The sequence below is a fragment of the Phyllobacterium sp. TAF24 genome, from assembly GCF_052113785.1.
Taxonomy (GTDB): domain Bacteria; phylum Pseudomonadota; class Alphaproteobacteria; order Rhizobiales; family Rhizobiaceae; genus Phyllobacterium.
This window is the reverse complement of the sequence record NZ_JBFRDN010000011.1, coordinates 79,331-105,219: the sequence shown is the minus strand read 5'-3', so window position 1 is coordinate 105,219 and position 25,889 is coordinate 79,331. Positions and strand designations below refer to the sequence as shown.

Genomic DNA, 25,889 nt, shown 5'->3' with positions numbered 1-25,889 from the left:
CAACCTTGTGTCCCCTTGGCGGGATTTCCCTTTGATTCGCCCACAAGATTACCATCTCGTGACGATTCTGCGGCCAAACGGGTGTAATCATCTTCGCGAAATGACAACAGTGTTAAAAGTAGTCTGGATTTGCACGAACATGCAGTGTAACACGACGTTCGAGACGGAGGGTCACTCTGTTGCCTTATTTGGTAACCAAGCCAGAGAAAGCAATTCTTAGTGATCAAGTTACACTTCGGATAAGTGCGCTGAAAGGAACCAGTTGACCATGTCCAACCCGAAGACATTCGCTGCAACCGCATCCATTGCGGGTGCAATTGCATTACTTGCCGCCGCGGCAGTACCAGCATCAGCCCAGCAGCAGCAGCAGAGAACGCCGCAGGGTTGGTTCAAGGTTTGCTCCAAGCAGGAAGAGAACGATATCTGCAACACGCAGAACATCGTAACGGCCGATAGCGGTCAGCTTTTGACTGCCGTCAACCTCATTGAGATTAAAGGCAAGGTCAATCGCAAGATTTTCCAGGTCTCCGTACCAACGGGCCGCCTGATTGCTCCGGGTGTCGGACTTCAGATCAATGGCGGCAAGACACAGAAGATCGATTTCGCCATCTGCTTCCCGGATCGTTGTATCTCTGAAGTTGCCATGTCGGACGAATTGGTCGCTTCCTTCAAGAAGGGCAATCAGCTCACGCTGACTTCGGTTAATTTCCAGAACAAGCCAAACCCGATCAATGTTGCGTTGACCGGTTTCAGCCAGGCTTTTGACGGCCCCGGCCTGCAGCAGTCGGAAATCGAAGATCGCCAGAAGACACTTCAGGAAGAAGTCCAGAAGCGTCAGAAGGAATTCGAAGACAAGATGAAAGCCGAACAGGAAAAATCCAAGTCCGGCAAATAATCGCTATTTCCGTGAAAAAGGGACGCTTTGCGTCCCTTTTTTATTGCGTTGATTTCAGTTGATGTGCGGACTCTTGACGCGATAGATGCCATTTTGCGGATTTTCGAACATGTCCTTGATCTGCGGGTGCCGTAAAGGCACGCCTGTTGTGTCCGGAACAAGGTTCTGTTCCGAAACATAGGCTACATATTCGCTATCCGCATTCTCGGCGAAGAGATGGTAGAACGGCTGGTCACGGCGTGGCCGGATATCCTCGGGAATGGATTGATACCATTCCTCCGTATTGTTGAATTCCGGATCGACATCGAAGATTACGCCGCGAAAAGCGAATATCCGGTGGCTCACGACCTGGCCAATCTGAAATTTTGCGTGGCGTATTTGTTTCATCATCATCATTCATTATAGATATCAGAGACATACCTGTCTCCATCAAATCGTGCGAGCATCTATGGCGTCTTGCCATTTCCGGTCGCGTTCCAATGGTCAAAGCTCGTCATGCTCAGCGTTTTCAATCTTGTTCTTCCATTTTTCGGCCTGATCTTTCTTGGATTTGTGGTTGCCCGCGTTAGTCGTCAGCCGCTGGAGGCCATGGGATGGATGAATGTTTTCATTGTCTATGTGGCGTTACCGGCACTGTTTTTCCAGATCCTTTCAAAGACACCTGTCGCTGAGCTGACTCAATGGGCTTTCATCATTGGTTGTACGGCATCAACACTTTGTGTTTTTCTGGTGATGTTCGGTGTGGCTTTCTACAGAACGCGCAAAATCGACGAGAGCACCATTCAAGGGTTGGCGGCCGCCTATGGCAATATTGGCTATATGGGGCCGGGACTGGCGATCATGGCTTTCGGCGCTCCGGCTGCCGTCCCTGTCGCCCTGATATTCTGTTTCGACAATACGCTGCATTTCATCATGGCACCGCTGATGATGGCACTATCAGGTAAGGAGAAGCGCCAGCCGCATGAACTCGTGATCAGCGTTCTCAAAAAGATATTGCTGCATCCCTTCATCATAGCGACAATTCTCGGTGTTGCTGCGGCTATTGTCGGGTTTGAGCCACCATCCTCCATCGACAAATTGATTGATCTCCTGGCAAAAGCCGCCGCACCATGTGCATTGTTTGCCATGGGTGTGACGCTCGCCTTACGGCCGTTGAAGCGAGTGCCGCCGGAACTCTACATGATCGTGCCGATCAAGCTGATTTTCCAGCCGCTGCTCATCTACGGCATGCTTCACCTTGCCGGTGATTTTCCGCCTGTGTGGGTTTATACGGCCATGCTGCTGGCGGCATTGCCTACGGCGACGAATGTCTTTGTCATTGCCCAGCAATATGGCGTGTGGGTTGAGCGCGCATCGAGCAGCATTCTGGCAACGACACTATTTTCGGTCGTAACGCTGACGCTGTGGCTATATGTGATGACGCATGGGTTTATTCCCTGATATTGATATTCCGCACCCGGCGGTTGGCTGGACTGCTATTGTGTTTCCGGAGCTTTGTTGGCGATAGATCGAGCGAAATTCATTCAGGCGAACATGCCTGTTGCGGAAGTACCATCGCTTCCGGAAATCCTGCTTCACACGTCCCATCCGGCAAGTGGGCTTTGGCGCCTGGCTGAATCCATAGATGGCGGCGATCCCGAGCCACCCTATTGGGCCTATCTCTGGGCAGGTGGTGCTGCGCTTGCGCGCTATATCCTTGAACAGCCGCAGAGCGTGCAAGGCTTAAAGGTTCTCGACCTTGGTGCCGGTTCCGGGATTATCGCCATTGCTGCAGCCAAATCAGGCGCAAGTCATGTCCTTGCAGCAGATATTGATCAGAACGCGATTGTCGCGCTGCAGTTGAATGCAGCGGTCAACAATGTCGCTCTGACCCTCATAGGGGACGATCTGACCTCCGGATCGCCACCGCCGGTCGATCTGGTCGTTGTCGGCGATCTTTTCTACGGGCCTGAATTGGCCGGCCGAGTGATTGCGTTTCTTGACCGATGCCTTGACGCGGGAATCAACGTACTGATCGGCGATCCGGAGAGGGCGCATCTTCCGGTTGATCGGCTTGAGCTGATTGCCGAATATTTCGTTCCCGATGTCGGGCAAGTGAAAACGTCCACTGTGAAATCGAGCGTCTTCCGGCTTCGCCCCCGCTGATCACAGCCTCAACCCTGTCTTTCCCCGAAAAGCTGCTCCACGCTGCAATATGGGCTGTTTCGTCGCAGCAAACCCGTACTTGTGGTTGCGATCTTTGTGTGTACTATTGCGAATGATTTGCAATTGCGACTAGGATTAGAGGTATTTCATGGACTCCTTGCGGCAGGCAGCCGATACGGACGATGGCTGGCGGCGCGAACGGGGCGATGCATCGCTTTCAGATGTGCATCGCTCAATAGCAGTCAGAACAGCGGGACCGGGTTGGCGCAGGGCCGCAGCCTTTGTGGGGCCGGGTTATCTCGTTGCTGTTGGCTATATGGACCCGGGAAATTGGGCGACATCGCTCGCGGGCGGGTCGAAGTTCGGTTACACGCTGCTTGTTGTCGCGCTGATCTCCAACATCATGGCAATCGTGCTGCAGGCGCTTTGCGCCCGTTTGGCTATCGGTTCGGGCAGGGACCTTGCCCAGGCCTGCCGCGATGCCTTTCCAAGGCCCGTGGCCTACACGCTCTGGCTCGTGGCGGAAATTGCGATTATCGCAACCGATATCGCGGAGGTGATCGGTACAGCGATTGGCCTCAACCTTATTTTCGGTGTGCCGCTTGAGATCGGTGTTCTGATCACGGCACTTGACGTATTCCTGATTCTTTATCTGCAAAAGCTTGGCTTCCGCTGGGTGGAGGCATTGATCATCACGCTGCTGGGTGTGATTGCTCTCTGTTTTGGCATCCAGATTTTCTTGGCCGATCCCGATTGGGCTGCGGTGATCAAGGGATTCGCGCCAACCACGCAGATTGTTACCAATCCGGAGATGCTTTACCTCGCACTTGGTATTCTCGGCGCGACGGTCATGCCGCACAATCTCTATCTACACTCCGGCATCATCCAGACGCGCGACTATGGCCATACAATGCCGGAGAAGCGTCAGGCTTTGAAATATGCCACATGGGACTCGACCATCGCGCTGATGTTTGCCTTGCTGATCAATGCGGCGATCCTGATCCTTGCTGCGGCGACTTTCAACAAGACAGGGCAGACTGAAGTTGCGGAACTCGGTGAAGCGCATTCCCTGCTCGCGCCGCTGCTGGGCTGGGCCTTTGCGCCGACGCTGTTCGGTATCGCGCTGCTGTGCTGCGGTATCAACTCGACTGTGACGGCTACATTGGCCGGTCAGATCGTCATGGAAGGCTTTCTCAAGATCAGGCTGGCACCCTGGCTGCGCCGGTTGATCACCCGTGCCATCGCCATCATTCCGGCGGCAATCGTCACCGTCTGGTATGGCGATAGCGGAACAGCCAAGCTTCTGATCCTGACGCAGGTCGTCCTCAGCCTTCAGCTTTCCTTCGCGGTGTTCCCATTGGTTATCTTCACGGCCAGCAAGACGAAAATGGGCGCTCTGGTTTCCCCCAAATGGCTCACGGCTCTTGCCATGTTCATTGCTGTGGTGATCGCCGTGCTGAACGTCAAACTGTTGATGGATTTCGTGCTCGTCTAGACGCGATCCGCTTCCCGGCGCGGCCAGCGAAAGCCGCTGCCGGGGCGCAGGCCTTCTCGCATAAGAAAGTTGCGCAAGGGCGAGAAGGTGCGTAGTAGCTCCAATCCGCCGCTACGAACCATCTGTACGGGCAGGAAATCAGAGAGCAATGACCTGTTCAGCGCGTCAACAGCACCGGTGCGCGCAATGATGTCAGGACTGCGCTTGCGGTTATAAGCAGAAACGACCGTTGCGGCGCCAAGGTCGCTACCATCCGCCGGCAAGGTGTCCAGCAGTGTTTCGACATCCCTGACGCCAAGATTAAGGCCCTGTGCCCCGATTGGTGGAAAGACGTGGGCTGATTCACCCGCCAGAAACACGCGATTGCGGGCGAAGGCGGTTGGAACAAGCCCTGACAGCGGCCAGGCCTGTGGTTCAACGTCGATCGTAACAGCCCCCAGCATGGACTGCATGCGTTCCTCAACGCGCATTGCCAATTGCTCTGCGGTCAGATCAAGCAGTTCAACGGCGTGCGCAGGTGTCGTTACCCATACGAGGCTTGAGCGCTTTCCGGCCAGTGGCACTTGCGTGAAAGGGCCATGCTCCGTGTGAAATTCCGTAGAAATATCATGATGTTCACGGGTGTGGCTAAAGCTGAGTACAAGTGCGGTCTGGTTGTACTGCCATGTGCGCGCAGAAATGCCCGCCGCTTCGCGTGCCAGAGATGACCGGCCATCGGCGGCGATAACAATATTGGCGGAGAACATCGAGCCGTCGCTGGCTTCGACCGCCATGGCGTTCTCGACGGGATGGTAGCGGGTGGCCGATGCTGCCACATGACGAACCGGTACCTGCTTTAGCGCGGCATTGAGCGTTTTGGTCAATGTGGCATTGGGGATATTGTAGCCAAACGCTTCTTCATCAATCTCGCTGGCTTCAAATGTCACTGCCGGGCTGCGGACCAGCCGGTTTGTCCCATCAAGAATACGCATGGAGCCGATGGGGGCGGCGTGCGGCGCAATGCTATCCCACAGCTCAATACGCTGGAGAAAGCGAATGGCAGGCATCATAAGGGCAGTCGTGCGTTTATCTGTACCATTGGGAATTACCCCAAGACTGATGACGTTCTCGAAACTCCGGCCAAGGGCGATGGCTGCAATCAACCCCACATGACCGGTTCCGGCCACAATGATCGGATCTGTTCTGGTGCTGGTCATCATCTCTCTCCGCTTCCAAGCCATTTAGGCTTTCAACAGTTTATATCAAGAACTTTGCTTGCGCTTTGAGCCATTTTCAAGAAAAGCTGCTCACAAATCGTTTGTCCTTGATAACATATAGGGACAAGCGGATGAGTATCATGCAGCAGATTGGCGCGGACCGTGAAAAAACCAACTTTGCCCAAAGGCGTTAAGCCCAAAAAAGTAACGGCACCACAGGCCAAAGCGTTCTCAGTCCACTTGTTGACCGCTTCCGGTTCATTTCTTGCATTCCTGTCGGTTGTCGCCGCCAGCGAACAAAGCTGGACGGCCATGTTCTGGTGGCTGGGCCTCGCACTTTTCGTCGATGGCATTGATGGCCCGATCGCGCGCAAGCTTGAAGTCAAATATGTCCTGCCGAACTGGTCGGGAGAACTCCTCGACAATATCATTGATTACATGACCTACGTGCTCATTCCGGCCTTTGCGCTCTATCAGCGCGGCTTCATGGGCGAGGGACTGTCATTTCTGGCAGCGGCAATTATCGTGGTATCGAGCGCGATCTACTATGCCGATACGGGTATGAAGACGAAGGAAAACTTCTTTAAAGGCTTTCCTGTTGTCTGGAATATGCTGGTTTTCACGCTGTTTATCGTCAAGCCGGGCGAATGGGTGGCATTTGCCATCGTTCTCGGCGCAGCCATTGTTTCCTTCCTGCCGATTTATTTCCTGCATCCGGTACGCGTACAGCGTCTGCGGCCACTCAATCTCACGATATTCTTCCTGTGGTGTGCATTCGGCGTGCTGTCGCTGTACCAGCATCTGGACTCGCCCCTTTGGGTACGTATTGGCATTTCGGTGACGGGTATTTATCTGTTTCTTATCGGCGCAGTAATGCAGGCATTTCCCAATCTTGGACGGACGGAGAAGGCATGATGGTCAAAGCAATCCGCATTCATCAAACGGGCGGTCCGGAAGCTCTTGTTTATGAAGACGTCGAGGTAGGCGAGCCTGGCCCCGGTGAAGTGCGCATGCGCAATGAGGCCATCGGGCTGAATTTCATCGATGTTTATTTCCGTACCGGCCTTTATCCATCGCCCGGCGGTTTGCCGCTGATTCCCGGCAATGAAGGTGCAGGCATTGTCCTGTCCGTTGGTGCAGGTGTTACGGATTTTAAGGCGGGAGATCGCGTCGCCTATGTCAATCCGATCGGTGCCTATGCGGAAGAACGCCTCATGCCGGCGGATCGTCTGGTGAAAGTTCCTGATGCCATCTCATCGGAGCAAGCGGGCTCGATGATGCTGAAAGGCATGACCGCCTATTATCTGTTGCGGGAGACATATCCCGTAAAGAAGGGCGATACGATCCTGTTTCATGCGGCGGCTGGCGGTGTCGGGCTTATCGCTGGACAATGGGCCAAACATCTGGGAGCGACGGTTATCGGCACTGCCGGTTCAGATGAGAAGGTAAAGCTCGCGCTTCAAAATGGGTTTGATCACGTCATCAACTATCGCACCGAGAATTTTGTCGAGCGGGTGAAGGAAATTACGGGTGGCAAAGGTGTGGATGTTGTCTACGACTCTGTCGGCAAGGACACGTTTGATGGATCACTGGATTGTTTGCGTCCGCGTGGGATGATCGTTTGTTTCGGCCAATCCTCGGGTCCGGTCCCACCGTTCGATCTTGGTATTCTGTCACGCAAGGGCTCGCTTTATCTGACGCGGCCAACCTTATTTGTCTATGTCGCCGCGCGGGCCGCTCTCGAAAATGCTGCACGCGAGCTTTTTGCTCAGGTGGAAAGCGGCGTCGTGCGCATTGATATCGGCCAAAAATACGCACTCAAAGATGCTGCAACGGCCCATCGTGATCTTGAAGCACGCAAAACAACCGGAACAACGGTGCTTATTCCTTAAGCCACTGAAAATAATGCTCGAATAATGTGCGCAAATGGCCGCAACCTCAGGTTTTGCACTTCCCAAATCGATGCTGCCCGACATAGGATCGAAAACGGTTAGGGGACACCTTATAATAATCGTCCCGGGCCGTGGGGTACTATGACAAGCATAAGTGATAAAGGCGGGGCCGGGCGTCCACTTCTGGAAGCAAGCGCTCTCACAAAAATTTTTGGCTCTCTGAAAGCCTGTGACGGGATCGATCTGACAATCGGCACCGGCGAAATCCACGCACTTCTGGGCGAAAACGGCGCCGGTAAATCGACACTGGTGAAGATGCTCTTTGGCGCCTTGCAGCCGAGTTCCGGTGACATCGACTGGAAGGGCGACACCGTTGCAATGGCCAATCCGGCTTTCGCAAGATCGCTGGGTATCGGTATGGTTTTCCAGCATTTTTCTCTGTTCGATGCTCTGACAGCCGCTGAAAACATCGCCTTGTCACTTGATGTTAAAACCGACCTGAACACCATTGCAGCCAGAGCCCGGGAAATTGGCCAGACCTATGGTTTGCCTGTTGATCCGGATGCGCTGGTCGGCGATCTTTCTGTAGGCGAACGCCAACGCATCGAGATTATTCGCTGCCTGCTGCAAAACCCTGATCTGATCATTCTCGACGAGCCGACGTCAGTGCTGACACCGCAGGAAGCCGACCTTCTGTTTGTGACGCTCGAACGGTTGCGATCGGAAGGAAAGTCCATCCTCTACATCAGCCACAGGCTTGAAGAGGTGCGCCGTCTTTGTGACCGGGCGACGGTGCTGCGTCATGGCAAGGTTGTTGGCCAGTGTGATCCACGCAAGGAAACATCAGCTTCACTTGCCCGCATGATGGTGGGCAGCGATATTCATGTCATTGAGCGGCGCCCGAATGATGCGCCTGCCACCCAGGCGGCCTTGATAGAGGTCAATGGCCTGTCGCAAAAACCGCGAGGCCCGTTTTCTGTATCGCTGCATGATGTCCGACTGTCCGTCAAACCGGGTGAAATTCTCGGTATCGCGGGCGTTGCTGGCAACGGGCAAGGTGAACTCTTCGAAGCCATATCGGGAGAAGCCTTGCAGGAACGGGCAGATATTGTCCGCATTCGGGGCAAGGATGCAGGGCGCTCGGGTATTTCTGCACGGCGCAGGCTTGGTGCCGCTTTTGTTCCTGAAGAGCGCCTTGGCCATGGGGCGGTTCCTGATATGTCATTGACGAACAATCTGCTGCTGTCGCGTTATTCGACGGATGGAAAAGTCTTTCTCGGCGGCGGACTTTTAAGATTGTTACAACAATCGAGTCTTGCCCTTGCTGCAAAGCGTATTGTCGCGCAGATGGATGTGCGTAAAAGTGCAGAAAACCCAGATGCATCAGCGCTTTCTGGCGGAAACCTGCAGAAGTTTCTCATCGGCCGTGAGTTGGATAGAAATCCTTCTGTTCTGGTCGTTAATCAGCCCACATGGGGTGTCGATGCGGGAGCAGCAGCGCATATCAGGCAAGCGCTTGTCGATCTTGCTCGCAGTGGCTCGGCTGTCATTGTCATCAGCCAGGATCTCGATGAACTCTTTGAAATATCTGACCGCATTGCCGCTATGGTGCATGGTCGTCTTTCGGAGGCAGTGCCGATTGAAGCAATGAACATGGAACGTGTCGGTCTGATGATGGGCGGCGCAGATACTGCTTCGGCACATGTAAATGCAGGGGCGGTCTGATGCGCATTGAACTGGTCAAACGTCCGCAACATTCGGCGCTGTTCAGTGCGCTTTCACCCTTCATTGCACTGTTCCTGACGCTGATTGCCGGAGCTATCTTGTTCTCGCTATTGGGCAAGAACCCGGTTTCGGCGCTCTATTCCTATTTCGTTGAGCCTTTGACCGAAATCTGGTCGTGGCATGAGTTGCTGGTGAAGGCGGCGCCATTGATCCTGATCGCTGTAGGGCTTTCCGTCTGTTTTCTGTCCAACAACTGGAATATTGGTGCGGAAGGGCAGTTGATCATGGGCGGTATTGCCGGATCGATCCTGCCCGTTGTTTTCCCAGATTTTCAGGGCTGGTATGTCCTGCCGATCATGCTTTTGCTCGGCATGGCGGGTGGTATGGCCTATGCCACCATTCCGGCCTTTCTGAAGGTGCGGTTCAACACCAATGAAATTCTGACCAGCCTGATGCTTGTTTACGTGGCACAGCTGTTCCTCGACTGGATTGTGCGTGGTCCCTGGCGTAATCCGCAAGGCTTCAATTTCCCTGAGACCGTGCAGTTCAATTCGAGCGCCATACTCTCGGAGATATGGGCTGAATCGGGCCGGGCGCATTGGGGTTTCATCTTGGCCGTTGTTGCTGCGCTGCTCGTCTGGTTCATGCTGTCGCGCACATTGAACGGCTTTGAAATCAAGGTGCTCGGACGCAGCGCACGGGCAGGGCGCTTTGCCGGTTTCAGCGCCGGCCGCCTGACATTCTTCGCGTTTCTTGTCTCTGGTGCGCTTGCTGGACTGGCAGGCATTGCCGAGGTTTCGGGCGCTGTCGGGCAATTACGCACGACGATCACACCGGGCTACGGCTTTACCGCGATCATTGTGGCGTTCCTCGGTCGTCTCAATCCGCTCGGCATTGTTGCTGCAGGGCTGGTTCTGGCGCTGTCCTATCTTGGTGGTGAGGCAGCACAGGTTTCCCTTGGTATTTCGGAGAAATCGGCGCGCATCTTTCAAGGCATCATCCTGTTTTTCGTGCTGGCAAGTGACACGCTCATCTATTACCGCATCCGCTTCGTGACCCGTCACAGCGAAACCGCAGCAAAGGGCGCGTGATATGGGCATGTTCGAAGCTATTCTTTTGACTGTTGCCACGGCTGCTACGCCTTTGCTGATCGCCGCGATGGGCGAATTGGTGGTGGAGCGATCCGGCGTCCTCAATCTCGGCGTTGAAGGCATGATGATCATGGGTGCCGTTGCCGGTTTTGGTGTGGCGCAAGTCACGGGATCGGCATGGCTTGGAATGTTCGCAGCCATTCTTGCGGGTGCGGCCTTTTCCCTGTTATTCGGTTTTCTGACACTGACGCTCGTCACCAATCAGGTGGCAACGGGTCTGGCTTTAACACTGCTTGGGCTCGGCGCGTCGGCGATGATTGGGGAAAGCTTTGTCGGGTTGCCCGGCGTGCGGATGCAATCCCTGTACATTCCCGTCCTCACTGATCTTCCCGTGGTCGGCAAATTCCTGTTCGGACAAGACCCGATTTTCTACATCTCGATCCTCCTCACCATCGGGGTTACGTGGTTCCTGTTCCGCACCCGCGCCGGACTGACACTGCGTGCGGTGGGTGACAACCACACATCGGCCCATGCACTTGGTGTGCCTGTTGTCCGGGTGCGCTATCTCGCTGTCATGTTCGGGGGCGCTTGCGCCGGGCTCGCCGGTGCGCAACTATCGCTCGTCTATGTGCCGCAATGGGTGGAAAACATGACGTCGGGCCGGGGATGGATCGCGCTTGCGCTGGTGGTGTTCGCTTCATGGCGACCATGGCGCATTCTCGCTGGTGCCTATCTCTTCGGTGCTGTGACCATTGGCCAGTTGCATGCGCAGGCGCTCGGTATCGGCATACCCTCGCAGTTCATGTCGTCCTTGCCCTATCTGGCAACAATTGTCGTTCTTGTGCTGATTTCGCGCAACAAGCGGCTGACCCTTATGAATACGCCGACATCACTCGGCAAACCCTTCGTGCCCGACCGCTAGGGGCCGAACGAGAATAAAAAGACAATGCATTTGGTTTAACAGAGAGGTGAACACGAATGAAAAAACTGCTTATGGCGCTGTCTATGGCCGCCAGCTTTGCTGTGACGGGAGCGGCGCATGCCGAGGAGAAGCTGAAGGTTGGCTTCATCTATATCGGACCACCCGGTGATTTCGGCTGGACCTACCAGCATGATCAGGGCCGCAAGGAAATGGAAAAGGCGCTTGGTGACAAGGTTGAAACCACGTTCCTTGAAAGTGTACCTGAGGGTGCCGATGCAGAACGCTCCATCGAGCGTCTGGCCCGTGCAGGCAACAAGCTGATTTTCACAACATCGTTCGGATATATGGATGCGACGATCAAGGTTGCGCAGAAATTCCCGAATGTGAAGTTCGAACACGCAACCGGTTACAAGACTGCCGACAATGTTGCCGTCTACAACTCGCGCTTCTATGAAGGCCGCTATGTGCAAGGCGTGATCGCGGCCAAGATGTCCAAGGTTGGCGTTGCTGGTTACATCGGTTCCTTCCCGATCCCGGAAGTGGTGCAGGGCATCAACTCCTTCATGCTGGGTGCGCAGTCGGTCAATCCAAACTTCAAGGTCAAAGTGATCTGGGCCAACTCCTGGTTTGATCCGGGCAAGGAAGCGGATGCGGCCAAGGCTCTGGTCGATCAGGGCGTTGATATTATCACACAGCACACGGATTCGACTGCACCGATGCAGGTGGCTGCCGAGCGCAAAATCAAGGCATTCGGTCAGGCTTCCGACATGATCAAGTTCGGTCCGGAAACCCAGTTGACCTCTATCGTTGATAATTGGGGCCCTTATTACATTGAACGGGCCAAGGCTGTGATTGACGGCACATGGAAAACCCACAATGTTTTCCATGGCATGCATGAGAATCTTGTAGTGATGGCGCCGTACACCAACATGCCTGACGATGTGAAGAAGCTGGCCGAGGAAACGCAGGCCAAGATCGCTTCTGGCGCGCTGAAGCCTTTCACGGGCCCAGTCAAGAAGCAGGATGGTTCGGAGTGGTTGAAGGCTGGCGAAACGGCCGATGACAAGACCATTCTCAGCATGAATTTCTACGTAGCAGGCGTAGACGACAAGCTGCCGCAATAAGGTTTGTCTTGCGACAAAGGAAAGGGCGCCAATGGCGCCCTTTTTTTATGCGTGCAAAATGATTGGCTTATTCAGCGGCGTCAGCTGGTGCAGCATTGAGCTGACCGTAGTTCTCGACGCCAATGCGGCCCAGCAGATCAAGCTGTGTTTCCAGGAAGTCGATGTGGCCTTCTTCGTCCTTGAGAAGCTCATCGAAGAGTTCCTTGGTGACGTAGTCGCCGACTTCGGCGCAGATTTCGCGTGACGTCTTGTAGGATTTTACAGCGTCATACTCACCAGCAAGGTCGGCTTCCAGCACTTCCTTGATGTTCTGACCAATGCGCAGAGCGCCGATCGACTGCAGATTTGGATGGCCTTCGAGGAAAATAATGCGCTCGATAATACGATCAGCGTGCTGCATTTCTTCAATGGATTCAGCACGCTCTTTCTTGGCGAGCAGCTTGTAACCCCAATCGTCCAGAAGGCGATAGTGCAACCAATACTGATTGACTGCTCCCAATTCGAGGAACAGCGCTTCGTTAAGCCGCTCGATGACCTTTTTGTCGCCTTTCATGCCGTGAACTCCCGTATTCGTGACGCAATGCCCGCACACGATCAATAAACGACACTGCATCAGAATCGTTGGAACCGTGGCGGAGGTGATATTCTTCCGTCACCTTTATGATGGTTTCAACGACGTTTGGGAAGCAGCCGCAGCAGCGGCCGCGCTTCTGCATGGCATGATAGACTTTTGCCGGGACAATCAGTTGCCACGGGTCAATATCGAGAAGTTCAACAATAGTATTCTCGATCTCTTTTTGGGTAATGATATTGCAATGACATACAAGCATATTGTCTACGCGCCGTATCTGGAAGAATAAATACCTACAAATCTTGACGTCATTACATCGTCAAAACTTCCCCTGATGGCAGGGCGGGTGGCGCTTCGCTGAAAATGGCCAAGGAATATTGTCCTGTGGCCTGATAATACTTTCGAACCAGACAAAGGTTCCTCCAATCGCAAGGGTTCAAGGCCCTAACATTAAAGGTCATGCGTTATTCGCAATACTGGTTGTATAAGACCGGTTTGTCAGAATTCTGTCAAATGGCCAACGCTGAATATGTCGTGATATCAATAAGTTAGAATAGTTCTAAACTAGGAAAATAATATAACCAATTCAATCATGTTTGGCGTATTTCAATACAAAACCCGGCAAAATTAATTGTCGGTTTTAAGTGTGTCAAAACGTCTCATTTGTCGTAAAAAGACTAAATCAGGCGCCTTCGACCACCGAGAATCCTTCAAATTGGGGATGTCCGATGTAGCTCGGTTTGGTATCGCCCGCATTGCGATGCGCGGCACGGAAATGTTCCGACTGAGTCCATGCGGTAAAATCCGCCTGCGTGCGCCAGATGGTATGCGAGGCAAAGAGGGTATAGTTCTCTTCCTCGTTCTTGGAGCCGCGCAATAGGTGGAACTCGACAAAACCGGGGACTGACGCCAAGCGGGAGTCACGTGATTTCCACACGGTTTCAAAGGCTTCTTCAGAGCCCGACTGAACTTTGAAACGATTCATAGCTATGTACACGGCGCAAACTCCATTTGGGCAGATGTGATTGATGGTCGATTCCGAAACCGGTCACCGCGCAGAGTTGGGACTACATCAGCTCGCAGTTGCGAGGCGTGGCGCCAGATTGTCGATGCCGAGGAGGGCGCGAACATCTCTGGTCTTGACGATATCGTCGATGGAATATTGAGCCAGAACTTCGAAGAATGCATTCAATGCCTTGCGCAGGGCAGCATTCAGGCCGCAGCTGTCGATCAGCGGACATTCGGCAGCATCGTTCTCAAAGCACTCCGCCATGGCAAAGTTCTCTTCGGTCACACGCACAACGTCAAAAAGCGTGATGTCCTTGGCAGGTTTGCCAAGCTTCACACCCCCATTGCGTCCACGTACGGTTTCAACGAAACCGTTCTCAACGAGCGGCTGCAGAATCTTGAACAGGAAAAGTTCGGAGACCGTGTAAGCCTGCGCAATTTCGGCAATCCGGCTCAGATTGCCATCATTGGCGGCGCAATACATCAGAATGCGAATGGCATAATTTGTCTGTCTGGTTAGGCGCATGGGAATATCTCTCTCAACCTGAAATCAGGGCATGCCTTGGAAACGAGACTCTAGTTTAGAATTATTCTTGATAAAGTAAATAATATTATGAGCGAAAATTTCATATTTTCGCTCGGGAGACATCGCCAAAATTTTTGGGATCAGCGAACGAGAACGACAATAGACGCCGTGATAAAACCGGCAGCGACCAGCAGCAGGAAACCATAGACCCGAGGCTTGTCGAAGAGAACGGCGAATCCGGCAGCCCAGACAACGACGGCTGCGCTCAAGGCGTAGAGAAATCCGGCTTTGTGCACCCAGGCAATATGGACTGCCATCAGGCCGCCAATAATAAGGGCACCGAATACGACCATCAAAGCCAGTGCGTATTTCTCAAAATTGTCCATTCAGGCAGCTCGCTCTAAACACCCCGGCACGGAATCAAGGGGCTCACTCTCACTGTAAAACCCGATCCAACATGATCAAGGCTATATTCCCGTCTTTCATAGATGTTCCGCCTCGCTGGTGCAACAGAAGACCGGTTCAAGTCTGGCTGATAAACGCCGCGTTGGTGCAAAAAGGCAATAAAAAAGGTCGGGAAATCCCGACCTTTCCAAACTCAGCTCAACACCAGTGCCAGTACATCCGTGGTCAAAGACGGAACCGAATTTCTGCACCTGATATAGGCAACCATATCGCCCGTTTCAAGACCCGTCCGGTTTACCGGCGATAGGCACTAAGGCCTGCAAGCAAGCCAATACCCGCAATTGCAGAAATGACGGCAACAGTGATCAGCGGGTTTTCCTTCGCTTTATCGGCGACAACCTGTGCTTCATCTCCCACGAAGCGTGCTGCTTTGCGACCATGCCGTTTCACGGTGTCGTAGGTCGAATTTGCCTGATCAAGCAGATCATAACCCTGATCGGAAAGGGACTGGGTAATCCCTGAAAGTTCCTTGCGCAGGGCCGCAATCTGGCTTTCCAGATCACCCTCAGCTGCGTCACGCGCTTTCGATACGTTCGTTGCCATTTCGAGAATTCCTTTCATCATAAGCGAAGGAATAACGGTAGAGGCAGCGTTTGGTTCCAGAAAACCCAGAACCTTTCCGACGGTATTGGCCGGAAAGGATTCTGGAGAGAAATCAATTCCAGCAGCCGTGCGATTGTCCATTGAGATTGTGGGAGTCGATGTCTATTCCGGCAGAAAAATCATTCCGGGCAAGATAAACAGCAGTTTCCGGCTTGATGCGGATTTTGTTCCAGCCTGCACATTTGGAAGATCCTGTCGATTTGGAGGTTTCATCCATCCAACGCATCGCGCCGCAATTGCTGACGGCCAAAATGCATGGCAGGAAAATAGCGAGAGCCAATTTGCTTTTCACAGGAAACCTTCTTGCTGTCGCAGCCGGTATTTCAAACTTATTCATTGCACATTTCAATGCCCAACGACATTCGACGTTAGGCAAAGCCCCTCAATCGTCATTGCTCGCATTCAGTTCCATCGTGGTCATGCCTTCGGCCGGTTTGGCGCTCAGGGATTTGGCCCAGATTAACCGGCTGGATTTGAGCAATGGTGCATTGGCTGCACGGACTTTGACCAGGCGCGGATTGTTTTCATGGGCTGTAACGGCCGCTTCATTGGCATAAAGCTCGTTGACCATAACCTTGTTGGGAATAGGCGTACCGTCACGCTCGATTGGTTTGATGACTTCGAAGCGCAGGCAGCCCGGTTCTTCGTCAAGTGTTTTGCGTGCATGCTCGCGAATGAGCGCCGTAAACTCTTCCTCCCGGCCCTCATGTGTTTCGAATTCAACAATAATCGTCAGTTCAGTCATAAAAATTCAAGCCTCCCGCTTTTCTCTCACGGTTCTATCAGCGAGCTCCTGACAAATCCAGACGTAAGCTGCTGACAGGGCAGGTCAAAGCCTTGTAAAATCTCGATTCCTTCTGGAAAATGACAGCTGCGCACGTGATCAAATCATTCGTGCTGGAACACACCGCTGAGGGATCAAAGCGAACTTGGCGTTGGAAATATGAGGGATTGGCGCGTGCTGGCACGTTATTTTTGCGAAGCGGCAAAAGCCAGCAAAACAGCACCGGCGACGATCGTCACCAACCCGATATAGAGCCAGCGGGTTTGCCCAACCATGAAACTACCGCCAATAAGGCTAAGGCCCTGCAAAGCCCATACCCCGCCCATAATGATCAGAAGTACCGCAACAATCGACAGAATGATTTTCATGGCGTGCCCGTTCTCACAAGCAAAACCCCTGCCGAAACGGTAGGGGTTTCACGGGTTGAGGCTTGATTTGGCTCTAACAAACTGGACTCTGGATAAGAATATCACGCATCGTTTCAGTGCGGCGCAGGCTCAAGGTACCGCTACACTCAACTTGCCAGAACCTTAACATAGCCAACTTTCATTTCAAAGATCGAATGGCTTGGCGTCAGTTCACTTTTGCTTTCAACTGGGCGATTTCCTCTTCCATCTGCCGGATTCGATCTTCCAAAGCGTTGATTGCCTTGAACACGGCAACCCCCATGCTTTTGAAATCGCCGCGATGGATTGCAGTCTCGATGGCTTGTTTGGCACTATCAATGGACATTGCTTCCTCCGTTCCAGGTTTTCTTATTCTGCAATGCTAGAGCCTTTCCTGCCGAAATTGAACCAGTTCTGTTCGGGCACAGGTAGCGCAATGAAAAAAGCCCAATCCTCAAGGGGTATGAGGATTGGGCTGGGTTGGCTTGTGGGGGGAAAGCCAAGGCTGGTTGGGGTACCAGTACCCACAGAATGCGTCAGCGGAGGATTGGTTCCATGGCAATTGAAAATATTTTGTGCACCATAGCGCCTGCCATCCGGAGTCTGGTCTTTGACGAATGCAGAGCGATCAGGATAATACCGGGTAACAGCTTATGCAGGCAGGAGATTGAACAGCACGGCCAGATGGAACGCAAAAGCGCCCGTGAAAACCAGGGCGACGGTGGCCCGGTCTTTGTCTTTGAAAATACGTTGGAATGCCGAAGCGCGTGCGCTGTGCGTGGTCGTATAGTCAGTGGACGCCATCGGGATTATTCTCTCTCTGCTGGTACGGACCATCATCAGGCATCCGATAGACGATTAACACGATAGAGATTACAATTTTCGCGAAAGGAAGAGCACGATTTTGCGCGCAGCGGCCTTGTTGTGAAAATAAATCCTGCGTGTGAGTTTGGTGTGGCATGCAGGTTCAAAACTGCGCCGTTATCAATGTCCGTATGAGCGAGAGATTAATGACCGATCAATAGACTCATCGCCGGTTGTTTCGGGTTGGCAATTGTTCGATGGATCTGGCGCGGTGAAGTCGCTATACGGCCCGTTTTAGATTTGGTTTCTCGAAATTGCCGCGAAAGGCAAAACAAAATTGCCGAAAGGTCGCAGGTTGAGCAAAGCACAATCTGGTTTCGCGCTATACGAATGTGCTGCAATGCAGTCGTGAGCAGCTCTATGCCTTTGATCTCGAGGAGATTGAAATCGAATGGATGGATGCTCATCTGAAACCGGTCACTAGTCTATTCATCGAAAGTCGAATGACGAAGACCTCTTGCACACCGAGTGAAGTGATCCTTCCGTAGCCGAAAGCCCGGACTTTGACGGTCCCACCTGCCAGAGTGATCCAATGAATGAGGAAAAAATGTCCGTCTTTCAGACAGGGGCGCGTGCCGCCCAGCACGAATTGACTGTGGAAGCTGATTTGTTCAAGGATTCCATGCGTCACCTCGCTGGCGCGGTGAGTGTTATCACGGTGGGGCGCGGCAATGACCGGACAGGCTTTACTGCAACCTCGGTTTCGTCGCTGGCCATTGACCCGCCATCGGTGATTGTCAGCCTCAACAGGGATTCGTCATCCTGGCCCGTGCTGCAGCGTCACGGCAGTTTCTGTGTCAATGTGTTGGCACATGATCAGCGCCATGTCGCAGACAGTTTTGCAGGACGGGGCGGGCGCAAGGGCATTGATCGTTATCTGGATAGCGAATGGCATGAGCTTGCAACAGGAACGCTTGCTTTAAAGAATGCCTTGACGGTTCTTGATTGCGAACTTGATGACGCGATTGAACGGCATTCGCATGGCATTCTCATTGGAAGGGTGCGCGCGGTCACTGTGCGCAAGAATGCTGAACCCTTGCTCTACTGGCACGGTGCTTACAGGCACATTACGCCGCCGGTTGAGTGATGAACTAAGTCACGATCGCGGTTATCGAACAGCCGACGAGAACGATCGTGGCCAGCAAAATGAGGCCATATAGCTTGGGTTGATTGAAGACCACGGCAACGCCCAGAAAAAATGTGGCACAAGACGCAGCAATCGTGAACAAAAACGCCTGCTTGTCGCCAGTGGTTATCGAGAACGCCATCAATCCTGCCAGTATCAGCACGCCGAATGCGATAAAGATCCAGGTTGCGAATGTTTCGTAGCGATCCATGGGCTGCGTTCCTAGTCGGGCATGCTGTGTTTTCATGGCAGATTACATCGAAATAAAGACGGACAGTCAAATTGCGTTGACCGATTGGCAAATGCCTTCGCGGCAATACTCAACCTAATGCATTTTGTGAGGTATGACACCTGAGAGCGACGGTTCAGTGCTTTTCTGCTCACTGGAGGCCGTGCCGATGAGCCAGACACCGATAAGAATCAGTGTACTGCCGATAATCTGGAGTGCGCTGATATCTTCCCGGAAAATGAGCCAACTCGTTGCAAGGATCATTACATAACTGATCCCGGTCAGGGGAAATGCCTTGCTCAGATCAAGCTGGGCCAATGCCTGCAGCCAGAACACAAAGCAGATCACTTCAGCAGCGATAGCGGCCAGCATCCATGGTGATGTGACCGCATGGATGAGCCAGGCCATATCGAAGCCAAGTCCGGTCATCTGTTCGGCGGCGAGCTTGATGAAGACCTGAAACAGCGTGTTGAGAACTGGAATGGCAAACCAGACGAGATTGATCGGCTTCATGCGCCATCCTTCAATGTTTCGTCTGCCGCAAACAGCGGGGAGGCGAGGCGCAATGCCCATTGAATGACTGGATTGCGATGCTTGAAATACATGGTGTTGCGCGTCAGCTGACTGCCGAGGCGGATCTTGTTTTCGTAGTAGGCTTGTCCGCTCTGATAGCGCTTCATGCCATGATCAAGACAATGGCGCAGATTGGTGAACCAGCTCAGATAGTACAAATTATAGGCACGGCCTTCGGCGCTGTTCATGCAGAAGAACTTGTCGATCAGCGTATTACCATTGTGAACCATTAGATTGGCAGCCAGTAACTGGTCACCTGCATAGTAAAAGGTGCAAAACGAACGTCCCTGCATCTGGTTAAGAATACCGCTGAAATAGTCAGACGTCAGTTCTTCAAACTGCCATTCGCTGCGGTTGCGCGTGTCGTGATAAAGCGCCATGACCTGCGGCAGCAGGTTCGCGAAATCAGTGCGTTTTTCCACTCTGATTTTATCGAACGATTTCATCTTTCGGCGCATGTCTTTGCGCGTTCCGGATGAAAGCCTGAGCATATAGATTTCGATGGAGTCAAAATCGATATCGAGCCAGGCCGTTGGCAGACCGGGGATGCCGGCGAACTCATGATCCGAGAACACCGTCGCAAAGGCATTTGTCGCTGGCTCCGGCACATCCTTGATACCGATAAGCGAGCAGCCGTTTGCCTTGGCATAATGTTCAAAGCCCGATAGCAATTGTGAGTACAGATCGGCCTTGCGCCGCTCAAGTACATCAGGATGAAACCCAACAATGCCATTTTCAGTGCATGGCGAACCGAGGCAAGCCAGCTTGAGCGTCAGAAAACGTGAAAACGTCTGCCTTATGCGGCGCAGAATTTGACGCAACCGGCCTTCTTCGAGCGTTGTGTCCAACTGGTAATCTGTCAGGAATGCAGGCATGGCCGCGAGCAATTGGCCATTTTCGATGACAGTGACATAGCGGAAGGCAAAACCGGCAATTCCAGCTTCCTCAATGGCAAGCAGGCAACCGTAATCCTCTGCTTCGTCGGCAAAACACTTGTCCCATGCGTCCCGGCCGATATCACGGATCGATTCAAATATGCGTGTTTGTGCCACCACAGCGATCTTCGCTGAAACGGGCGCGTGCTGTAAAACATGATCATGCATAGGCTGGGGCATTATTGGCCTCGAAGAATGCCGCTGTGTAGTCGCCAACTTTCTGGCGCTGCCGGTCGACATGGATCATATGGTAGCTGTCTTCGATCCACGTCAGTTGATGCGGTCCACCAATGTGGCGGCTGATATAACGGGCGTGTTTTGGGCTGCTCAGATCATCTTCCTTGGCATGCAGGATGAGTGTCGGCGTGCGCATTTGTGGCAAGTTTCGCTTCAACTCCTTGCCAAGGCGATACATCTCGGCGATGCCCTTTCCCGGGAATTTGTCGATAACGCCCTCTGCTTCCATGCTTACCATCATACGCCTGATCCGCTCATCCTTGATACCAAGTGCGGATGTCTCGCTGAAATTCAGCTTGGCGATAGACGGAATATGCGACAACAGCTCGATAAACGGAGAAAGCAGCCAGTAATGGTGTGGAACATTCCAGCCGTCATAATGGAAGCAGGGCGAATAGATCGCCACGGCCTTGATGCTGTTCGGCCTTTGATGGGCAGCCATCATCGACAATTTGCCACCGATACAGATGCCAGCCGCAAATGTTTCATCGGTATAGGGGGCAAATTTCTCCGTCGCCTCATGCACGCTTTCCAGCCAGTCCTGCCAGCGTGATCGCGTCAATGTTGCCATGTCAACGCCATGCCCCGCCAGAAGCGGGGCGTAGACGCTGTAGCCTTTCCGGTTTAGCTGCCGGGCCAGCATTTTCATTTCCGCAGGCGCGCCCGTCAAACCATGGACGAGCAACACGCCTTTGCCATTCGAGCCTTCAAGGAAATAGCTCAATCCATCAGACATCTGCATCGATCATATCCGGGTTTCTGTTTTCCGGGGCCATGAACCCAAGTGCATGGCAGGTGCTGATGACGTGTACACCGGCCTTGTCCTGCTCTTCCTTGATTTTCTCGTGGAAGTTGCGCAGTTCAGTCCAATGGGTCTTCGGGCGGTAGTGATGTTCGGCGTGGTAACCGTTACCGAACCAGAGCCAGTTATAGAAGGTGTTATGGCTGCTCACGCCCCATGCGATAGGCTCATCCGGATCGCCGTGCAGGTGCTCATAATAGCCGTTGAGCGAAGAGAGGCAGTTTCCCAGATAATAGAAGGGCGCGAAGAAGAGCATCGCCTTCCAGTCCCAGAGAAAACCGATCGCAGCCAGACCCAGAAACGCATAAAGCTCGAAGCGACCCCATTTGGCATCAAATGGCCGGTTCTTCGAGATGGCCTTGTGAATGTCGCCGAGACTATCGCGGAAGAAGCTTAGAAACGTATAGCTCCAGACATTCTCAGGCTCGCCATTCTTGCCGTGGCGATAGATCGACAACCAGTCGATGGTTTCGCCCTTCTCGTTCGGGCGGTCGCTGTTGCCCGAGTGATGGCGCATATGAATCCATTGGTAATAGGTCTGGGAGAACCCGATTGTCACTGATTCCAGCAGGCTGAATGCGTAGTTCATCGCACGGGACTTGAAGTAGGGCGTGTGGATGAAGTTATGCGAAATGCTGTTGATGTTCCACGAGATCGAGACCGCGTAGAGCCCACCAAGCACAAGCGAGAGCCACAAAGGTCGGCTTTCGAAGCCGACGACCAGATAGATATTGAAGAGAAGGTGAGCAATAGCTGCGAGTATGGGCGCGATATCCCACCTTGTATGAGCGAAGAGTTTCATAATCCTGTTGCTCCTACACATGCCACACCGGCTGTGATGAACAGCACACCGGCTGCGTGGCGAAGGTTGATTTGTTCTTTGAATATCCATGCTCCTGCGAGCACGATGATGACATAGCTGAGAGCCATGAGCGGGAAGGCGATCGACAGCGGCACATGCTCCAGCACGATGGTCCAGCCAACGAGTTCCAGCGCCCAGAAGATCACGCCGAGCCAGGTCACAGGTTTGACCAGTGCAGCAGCCAACGCTTCGTTATCGGCTGAATATTTGAAGCAGACTTCCCGCGCGGTTTCTGTGAGAACGCAGAAAGCGATCAAAGCCAGCATATGAAGTGTAAGCGTGCCGGTCATCCCATCGCCTCCGACAGGACTTCGAGCAATGCATGATTGGCGGCACTGTTGATGTTTGTTGTTATCGTAGGGTCCGGCGTTGCGTGCGGCTGATCGATGAAAATCTCGGCACGTTTTGTAAACTGGGTCCACAGATTGCCGGAATAGGATGGTGTCGAATAGTCACCGGTCACATCGGCACCAACGATCCGGTGATGCCTGCTGATTTCCGTGATCAGCGAGAGAACGTAGGGCAGGCGCATCCGCCCCTGATCCCAGTTGGTGATCGCATCGTCACGGACAAGAACATCCTTGTCGATCGTAAAATACACAGCCTCGGTTTTGATGCGCGACAGCAACTGATCAATGAAGTTTTCTTCGCCGATCTCCGCGATGGTTTTCCAACTCAAAACGCCATTCTTCTGCTCATAGCTCGCACCGCTGCCATAGTCCTTACGGACGCGGCTTGGCGCATGGCTATAGGGGTATAATTCCAGCTGTCCCTGCGCGAGCAATGACAGGTTTGCCCCTTTACGCTCAGGGCTTGTCAGATCATCGCTGCATACGCCCACGGTCACGATTTTTTCGAGATCAGGATGCTGCAGGGCACGATTAATCCATGATCCGCAATGCATGCCATTGCCGAAGTGCACCCAGTCGGGGTGGTTATCGAAATGGATGAGCGTTGCCGGGCCGGGGTTGTTTTCAAGTGCCGCGGCAACGAGAAGCGCGGTGACGTGATGGAAGTCACCCGAACCCATGAAGCAGAGATGCGGTTTCTTCTGATCACCAACGATGTAGCGGGAGATGTTGCCGCTGAGGGCGTCTATTGCGGGCTGATGCCCCCACAGACGAACCACGCGGCCATGATCTTCCGCATGTATCTGGCGCGCGCCTGTTCGCATACAGGCGCGCACGAAGTCTGGTTGCAACTCCAGCGCATCATCGAGGTGAAGAAGGAGGAGTTGCATGCGATTATCTCTTGGCGGCGCGCACGAAAAGCTGATCAAGCAGGTTCAGAGCCAGATCGATTTCTTCGCGTGTGATCAGAAGGTTTGGCGCCAGCGTGATAACGTTCTTGTAGTAACCGCCGACATCCAGCACGAGACCGTACTTCTTGCCGCCGACAAGCAGATCGCCTTTCATGCCTTCATCGGACATCCAGTCGAGGGTTGCCTTGTCAGGTGTAAAACCGTCTTCCTTGCAAATCTCGACACGCAGCGCGAGGCCAAGCCCGTCAACATCGCCGATGGTCGGATGACGCTTCTGCAACTCCTTGAGGCCATCAAGGAAATAGGCACCCTTTTCCATGATCGCTGCGCCAAAATCTTCTTCTTCGAGCATTTTCATGGTTTCGAGGGCAATGGCAGTGCCCATCGGATTGCTGGCGAAGGTTGAATGGGTCGAACCGGGCGGGAAAATGCCTGGATTGATCATTTCTTCCTTGGCCCAGACACCGGAAAGCGGGTTCAGGCCATTGGTGATTGCCTTGCCGAAGACGAGCGCATCGGGTGTTACGCCGAAATGTTCGATCGACCACAATTTGCCGGTCCGGTAGACGCCCATCTGGATTTCATCAACCACAAGCAGGATGCCGTGATCATCAAGAACCTTCTTAAGTTCCTTGAAGAAATTCATTGGCGGGATGACATAGCCGCCCGTGCCCTGAATTGGTTCGACATAGAATGCGGCGTATTCGGCTTTGCCGGTTTTCGGGTCCCACACGCCATTATATTCGGTTTCAAACAGGCGCGCGAATTTCTGCACGCAGTAATGGCCGTACTCTTCCTTGGTCATGCCTTTCGGGCCACGGAAGTGGTAGGGGAATTCGATAAACTGAGCGCGGTCACCGAAATGGCCATAACGGCGGCGATAGCGATAGCTTGAGGTGATCGCCGATGCACCGAGGGTTCGGCCATGATAGCCGCCTTCAAAGGCGAACATCAGGCTTTTGCCGCCGGTATAGTTGCGCACCAGCTTAAGTGAATCTTCAACGGCCTGCGAGCCGCCGACGTTGAAGTGGACACGACCCTTGGCGCCGAACTTGCGCTCGGCATCCTTGGCGATCATGGCGGCCAGCTCAACCTTTTCGCGATGCAGATACTGCGACGCAACCTGGGGCAGTGTATCCAATTGGCGGTGTGCAGCGGCGTTCAAACGCGGATTGCGGTAGCCGAAATTGACAGCCGAATACCACATCTGCAGATCAAGGAACGGCGTGTCTGTCGCATCGTAGACATATGAGCCTTCGCAGCGTTCGAAGAACATGGGGTGGTCGGTGTAATGGACCGTATCACCATGGGAGCAATATTCCTGTTCGAGGGCACGAAGTTCAGCTTCGGATGTCTGCTGCGACGCAGCATTGTCAGTCTGCTTGATAGCAAGGTTGATGTTCATGAAGATTCTCTTCTGTTGTAGATTTACGCCGTGGCGTAACGTGGGACGCTCACTGGACGGCTGGTAAAGCCGGGGAGTGCATTCTTCAGGCTCTGGGTAAGGTCGGAAAAATTCTGATAGCCAACGAAAGGAATGGCCCTTTCGGTGCAAAATTCGGCAAGTTTGTCTTTGGCAAACACCAGTTCCGGCTTGTCAGAGACGCAGAAATCGGAACGGCCGTCACCGATATAGACGCGTGTATCGAAAGCTTCGACCGAGCGGCATTTGCAGACGCCGGCAGCCGATGAACAATCGGCATCGCTGTAAGGCGAGCTCAACTGATAGCGCGTGTGGCCGTTGATGCCCGATATCGTCAGTTTGTTGGCGATAACAGGCAGGTAATCGAGATTGTAGCGGGCAAGAATGCGTTTGATGAAATAGTCAACGCCATCGCTGATGATGGTGACAGGGATGGCCTGTGCCCAGCAAAAATCGACGAAAGCGGGGAAGGTGGGATCAATGGCAATGTCGTCAAGTGCGCGGTCCAGCTCCTGATTCGTAGCCTGGATCAGAGCGATTTGACGTGCCATGCATTCCGCGGAACCAATAAGACCCTGCTTCCATTCCTGTTCGATTTCCTCCCATTTCGGGCTGGCCAATCGTTCCAGAATGAAATCTGTGGCGTCTTCGAGGGAAATGGTCCCGTCGAAATCACAAAATACATGCATGCAGACACTCCTCGTGCAATGTGAGGAGCTTCTAGCATTCAGGACTGATTGCTAAATTAT

General features: G+C 53.3%; 33 protein-coding genes. 11 read left to right on the top strand and 22 right to left on the bottom strand.

What is annotated here, in order from left to right; genetic code table 11:
- Positions 1–268: 268 nt before the first annotated feature.
- The gene (locus AB4Y96_RS12160; RefSeq protein WP_441917576.1) at positions 269–895 is read left to right on the top strand and encodes an invasion associated locus B family protein; all 627 of its coding nucleotides are present in this window, start codon (positions 269–271) and stop codon (positions 893–895) included.
- A gap of 54 nt (positions 896–949) precedes the next feature.
- Here the strand turns inward: AB4Y96_RS12160 and hspQ are convergent, their stop codons facing one another.
- Complete coding sequence (hspQ, locus tag AB4Y96_RS12155; protein ID WP_175540525.1) at positions 950–1,288, bottom strand: heat shock protein HspQ; 339 nt, start codon at positions 1,286–1,288, stop codon at positions 950–952.
- Between the two features lie 102 nt (positions 1,289–1,390).
- Between hspQ and AB4Y96_RS12150 the strand changes: the two genes are divergently transcribed.
- The 3 genes from AB4Y96_RS12150 to AB4Y96_RS12140 all read left to right on the top strand — a co-directional run bounded on the left by AB4Y96_RS12150 (position 1,391) and on the right by AB4Y96_RS12140 (position 4,535).
- Positions 1,391–2,335 (top strand): AEC family transporter, encoded by a 945-nt coding sequence (locus tag AB4Y96_RS12150; RefSeq protein ID WP_113097168.1) that lies wholly within the window; start codon positions 1,391–1,393, stop codon positions 2,333–2,335.
- A 57-nt stretch (positions 2,336–2,392) separates the two neighbouring features.
- Positions 2,393–3,040 (top strand): class I SAM-dependent methyltransferase, encoded by a 648-nt coding sequence (locus AB4Y96_RS12145; protein ID WP_441917574.1) that lies wholly within the window; start codon positions 2,393–2,395, stop codon positions 3,038–3,040.
- Between the two features lie 148 nt (positions 3,041–3,188).
- Positions 3,189–4,535 carry an Nramp family divalent metal transporter gene (locus AB4Y96_RS12140; protein WP_441917572.1) on the top strand — a complete coding sequence of 449 codons (1,347 nt, stop codon included), beginning with the start codon at positions 3,189–3,191 and terminating at the stop codon, positions 4,533–4,535.
- Here the strand turns inward: AB4Y96_RS12140 and AB4Y96_RS12135 are convergent.
- Positions 4,532–5,731 carry a UbiH/UbiF family hydroxylase gene (locus AB4Y96_RS12135; RefSeq protein WP_441917570.1) on the bottom strand — a complete coding sequence of 400 codons (1,200 nt, stop codon included), beginning with the start codon at positions 5,729–5,731 and terminating at the stop codon, positions 4,532–4,534. The genes AB4Y96_RS12140 and AB4Y96_RS12135 overlap by 4 nt on opposite strands.
- 162 nt (positions 5,732–5,893) lie before the next feature.
- On the opposite strand from AB4Y96_RS12135, the gene pcsA reads away from it, so the two are divergent.
- The 6 genes from pcsA to AB4Y96_RS12105 all read left to right on the top strand — a co-directional run bounded on the left by pcsA (position 5,894) and on the right by AB4Y96_RS12105 (position 12,485).
- On the top strand, positions 5,894–6,646 hold the full coding sequence (pcsA, locus tag AB4Y96_RS12130; protein ID WP_091878347.1) for a phosphatidylcholine synthase: 753 nt from the start codon (positions 5,894–5,896) through the stop codon (positions 6,644–6,646).
- On the top strand, positions 6,646–7,623 hold the full coding sequence (locus AB4Y96_RS12125; RefSeq protein ID WP_441917636.1) for a quinone oxidoreductase family protein: 978 nt from the start codon (positions 6,646–6,648) through the stop codon (positions 7,621–7,623). The genes pcsA and AB4Y96_RS12125 overlap by 1 nt, the downstream gene beginning before the upstream one ends.
- Before the next feature lie 141 nt (positions 7,624–7,764).
- Complete coding sequence (locus AB4Y96_RS12120) at positions 7,765–9,348, top strand: ABC transporter ATP-binding protein (protein WP_441917569.1); 1,584 nt, start codon at positions 7,765–7,767, stop codon at positions 9,346–9,348.
- On the top strand, positions 9,348–10,439 hold the full coding sequence (locus tag AB4Y96_RS12115; protein ID WP_441917568.1) for an ABC transporter permease: 1,092 nt from the start codon (positions 9,348–9,350) through the stop codon (positions 10,437–10,439). The genes AB4Y96_RS12120 and AB4Y96_RS12115 overlap by 1 nt, the downstream gene beginning before the upstream one ends.
- A gap of 1 nt (position 10,440) precedes the next feature.
- Positions 10,441–11,361, top strand: a complete 921-nt coding sequence (locus AB4Y96_RS12110; protein WP_175540490.1) for an ABC transporter permease — start codon at positions 10,441–10,443, stop codon at positions 11,359–11,361.
- 56 nt (positions 11,362–11,417) lie between these two features.
- On the top strand, positions 11,418–12,485 hold the full coding sequence (locus AB4Y96_RS12105) for a BMP family ABC transporter substrate-binding protein (protein ID WP_091876873.1): 1,068 nt from the start codon (positions 11,418–11,420) through the stop codon (positions 12,483–12,485).
- Positions 12,486–12,552: 67 nt separating this feature from the next.
- Here the strand turns inward: AB4Y96_RS12105 and bfr are convergent, their stop codons facing one another.
- From bfr to AB4Y96_RS12050, 11 genes are all read right to left on the bottom strand, one after another.
- Positions 12,553–13,038 (bottom strand): bacterioferritin, encoded by a 486-nt coding sequence (gene bfr / locus AB4Y96_RS12100; RefSeq protein ID WP_091876871.1) that lies wholly within the window; start codon positions 13,036–13,038, stop codon positions 12,553–12,555.
- On the bottom strand, positions 13,004–13,315 hold the full coding sequence (locus tag AB4Y96_RS12095) for a (2Fe-2S)-binding protein (protein ID WP_441917565.1): 312 nt from the start codon (positions 13,313–13,315) through the stop codon (positions 13,004–13,006). Before AB4Y96_RS12095 ends, bfr begins: the two co-directional genes overlap by 35 nt.
- Positions 13,316–13,738: 423 nt before the next feature.
- Complete coding sequence (locus tag AB4Y96_RS12090; protein ID WP_441917564.1) at positions 13,739–14,053, bottom strand: antibiotic biosynthesis monooxygenase family protein; 315 nt, start codon at positions 14,051–14,053, stop codon at positions 13,739–13,741.
- 75 nt (positions 14,054–14,128) lie between these two features.
- A complete protein-coding gene (gene rirA / locus AB4Y96_RS12085) occupies positions 14,129–14,590 on the bottom strand; it encodes an iron-responsive transcriptional regulator RirA (RefSeq protein WP_091876866.1) in 462 nt (153 codons plus the stop codon).
- 140 nt (positions 14,591–14,730) lie between these two features.
- On the bottom strand, positions 14,731–14,976 hold the full coding sequence (locus AB4Y96_RS12080; RefSeq protein WP_091876864.1) for a hypothetical protein: 246 nt from the start codon (positions 14,974–14,976) through the stop codon (positions 14,731–14,733).
- A gap of 313 nt (positions 14,977–15,289) precedes the next feature.
- Positions 15,290–15,598, bottom strand: coding sequence for a hypothetical protein (locus tag AB4Y96_RS12075; protein ID WP_441917563.1), 309 nt, complete (start codon positions 15,596–15,598; stop codon positions 15,290–15,292).
- A gap of 112 nt (positions 15,599–15,710) precedes the next feature.
- Positions 15,711–15,995 (bottom strand): hypothetical protein, encoded by a 285-nt coding sequence (locus tag AB4Y96_RS12070; protein ID WP_441917562.1) that lies wholly within the window; start codon positions 15,993–15,995, stop codon positions 15,711–15,713.
- A gap of 45 nt (positions 15,996–16,040) precedes the next feature.
- The gene (locus AB4Y96_RS12065; protein WP_091876858.1) at positions 16,041–16,403 is read right to left on the bottom strand and encodes a putative quinol monooxygenase; all 363 of its coding nucleotides are present in this window, start codon (positions 16,401–16,403) and stop codon (positions 16,041–16,043) included.
- Positions 16,404–16,627: 224 nt separating this feature from the next.
- A complete protein-coding gene (locus AB4Y96_RS12060) occupies positions 16,628–16,810 on the bottom strand; it encodes a hypothetical protein (protein WP_091876856.1) in 183 nt (60 codons plus the stop codon).
- Positions 16,811–17,015: 205 nt separating this feature from the next.
- Positions 17,016–17,174 (bottom strand): hypothetical protein, encoded by a 159-nt coding sequence (locus tag AB4Y96_RS12055; RefSeq protein ID WP_162700303.1) that lies wholly within the window; start codon positions 17,172–17,174, stop codon positions 17,016–17,018.
- Positions 17,175–17,479: 305 nt separating this feature from the next.
- Entirely contained in the window at positions 17,480–17,632 is a 153-nt protein-coding gene (locus tag AB4Y96_RS12050; protein WP_175540489.1) for a hypothetical protein, read from the bottom strand.
- A gap of 607 nt (positions 17,633–18,239) precedes the next feature.
- On the opposite strand from AB4Y96_RS12050, the gene AB4Y96_RS12045 reads away from it, so the two are divergent.
- Positions 18,240–18,779, top strand: coding sequence for a flavin reductase family protein (locus tag AB4Y96_RS12045; protein WP_091876854.1), 540 nt, complete (start codon positions 18,240–18,242; stop codon positions 18,777–18,779).
- A 4-nt stretch (positions 18,780–18,783) separates the two neighbouring features.
- On the opposite strand, the gene AB4Y96_RS12040 is transcribed toward AB4Y96_RS12045, so the two are convergent.
- The 9 genes from AB4Y96_RS12040 to AB4Y96_RS12000 all read right to left on the bottom strand — a co-directional run bounded on the left by AB4Y96_RS12040 (position 18,784) and on the right by AB4Y96_RS12000 (position 25,829).
- Positions 18,784–19,029: a hypothetical protein gene (locus tag AB4Y96_RS12040; RefSeq protein ID WP_091876852.1), complete on the bottom strand. Its 246-nt coding sequence runs from the start codon at positions 19,027–19,029 to the stop codon at positions 18,784–18,786.
- Positions 19,030–19,143: 114 nt separating this feature from the next.
- Positions 19,144–19,560 carry an SMR family transporter gene (locus AB4Y96_RS12035; RefSeq protein WP_441917561.1) on the bottom strand — a complete coding sequence of 139 codons (417 nt, stop codon included), beginning with the start codon at positions 19,558–19,560 and terminating at the stop codon, positions 19,144–19,146.
- On the bottom strand, positions 19,557–20,735 hold the full coding sequence (locus AB4Y96_RS12030; protein WP_441917560.1) for a GNAT family N-acetyltransferase: 1,179 nt from the start codon (positions 20,733–20,735) through the stop codon (positions 19,557–19,559). Before AB4Y96_RS12030 ends, AB4Y96_RS12035 begins: the two co-directional genes overlap by 4 nt.
- Entirely contained in the window at positions 20,716–21,534 is an 819-nt protein-coding gene (locus tag AB4Y96_RS12025) for an alpha/beta hydrolase (protein ID WP_244518087.1), read from the bottom strand. Before AB4Y96_RS12025 ends, AB4Y96_RS12030 begins: the two co-directional genes overlap by 20 nt.
- Complete coding sequence (locus AB4Y96_RS12020; protein ID WP_091876845.1) at positions 21,521–22,396, bottom strand: fatty acid desaturase family protein; 876 nt, start codon at positions 22,394–22,396, stop codon at positions 21,521–21,523. The genes AB4Y96_RS12025 and AB4Y96_RS12020 overlap by 14 nt, the downstream gene beginning before the upstream one ends.
- On the bottom strand, positions 22,393–22,746 hold the full coding sequence (locus tag AB4Y96_RS12015) for an EamA family transporter (protein ID WP_091876843.1): 354 nt from the start codon (positions 22,744–22,746) through the stop codon (positions 22,393–22,395). The genes AB4Y96_RS12020 and AB4Y96_RS12015 overlap by 4 nt, the downstream gene beginning before the upstream one ends.
- A complete protein-coding gene (locus AB4Y96_RS12010; protein WP_091876841.1) occupies positions 22,743–23,696 on the bottom strand; it encodes an arginase family protein in 954 nt (317 codons plus the stop codon). The genes AB4Y96_RS12015 and AB4Y96_RS12010 overlap by 4 nt, the downstream gene beginning before the upstream one ends.
- Positions 23,697–23,700: 4 nt before the next feature.
- A complete protein-coding gene (locus AB4Y96_RS12005; protein ID WP_091876839.1) occupies positions 23,701–25,122 on the bottom strand; it encodes an aspartate aminotransferase family protein in 1,422 nt (473 codons plus the stop codon).
- Positions 25,123–25,145: 23 nt separating this feature from the next.
- Positions 25,146–25,829 (bottom strand): MtnX-like HAD-IB family phosphatase, encoded by a 684-nt coding sequence (locus tag AB4Y96_RS12000; RefSeq protein WP_091876837.1) that lies wholly within the window; start codon positions 25,827–25,829, stop codon positions 25,146–25,148.
- Positions 25,830–25,889 lie beyond the last annotated feature (60 nt).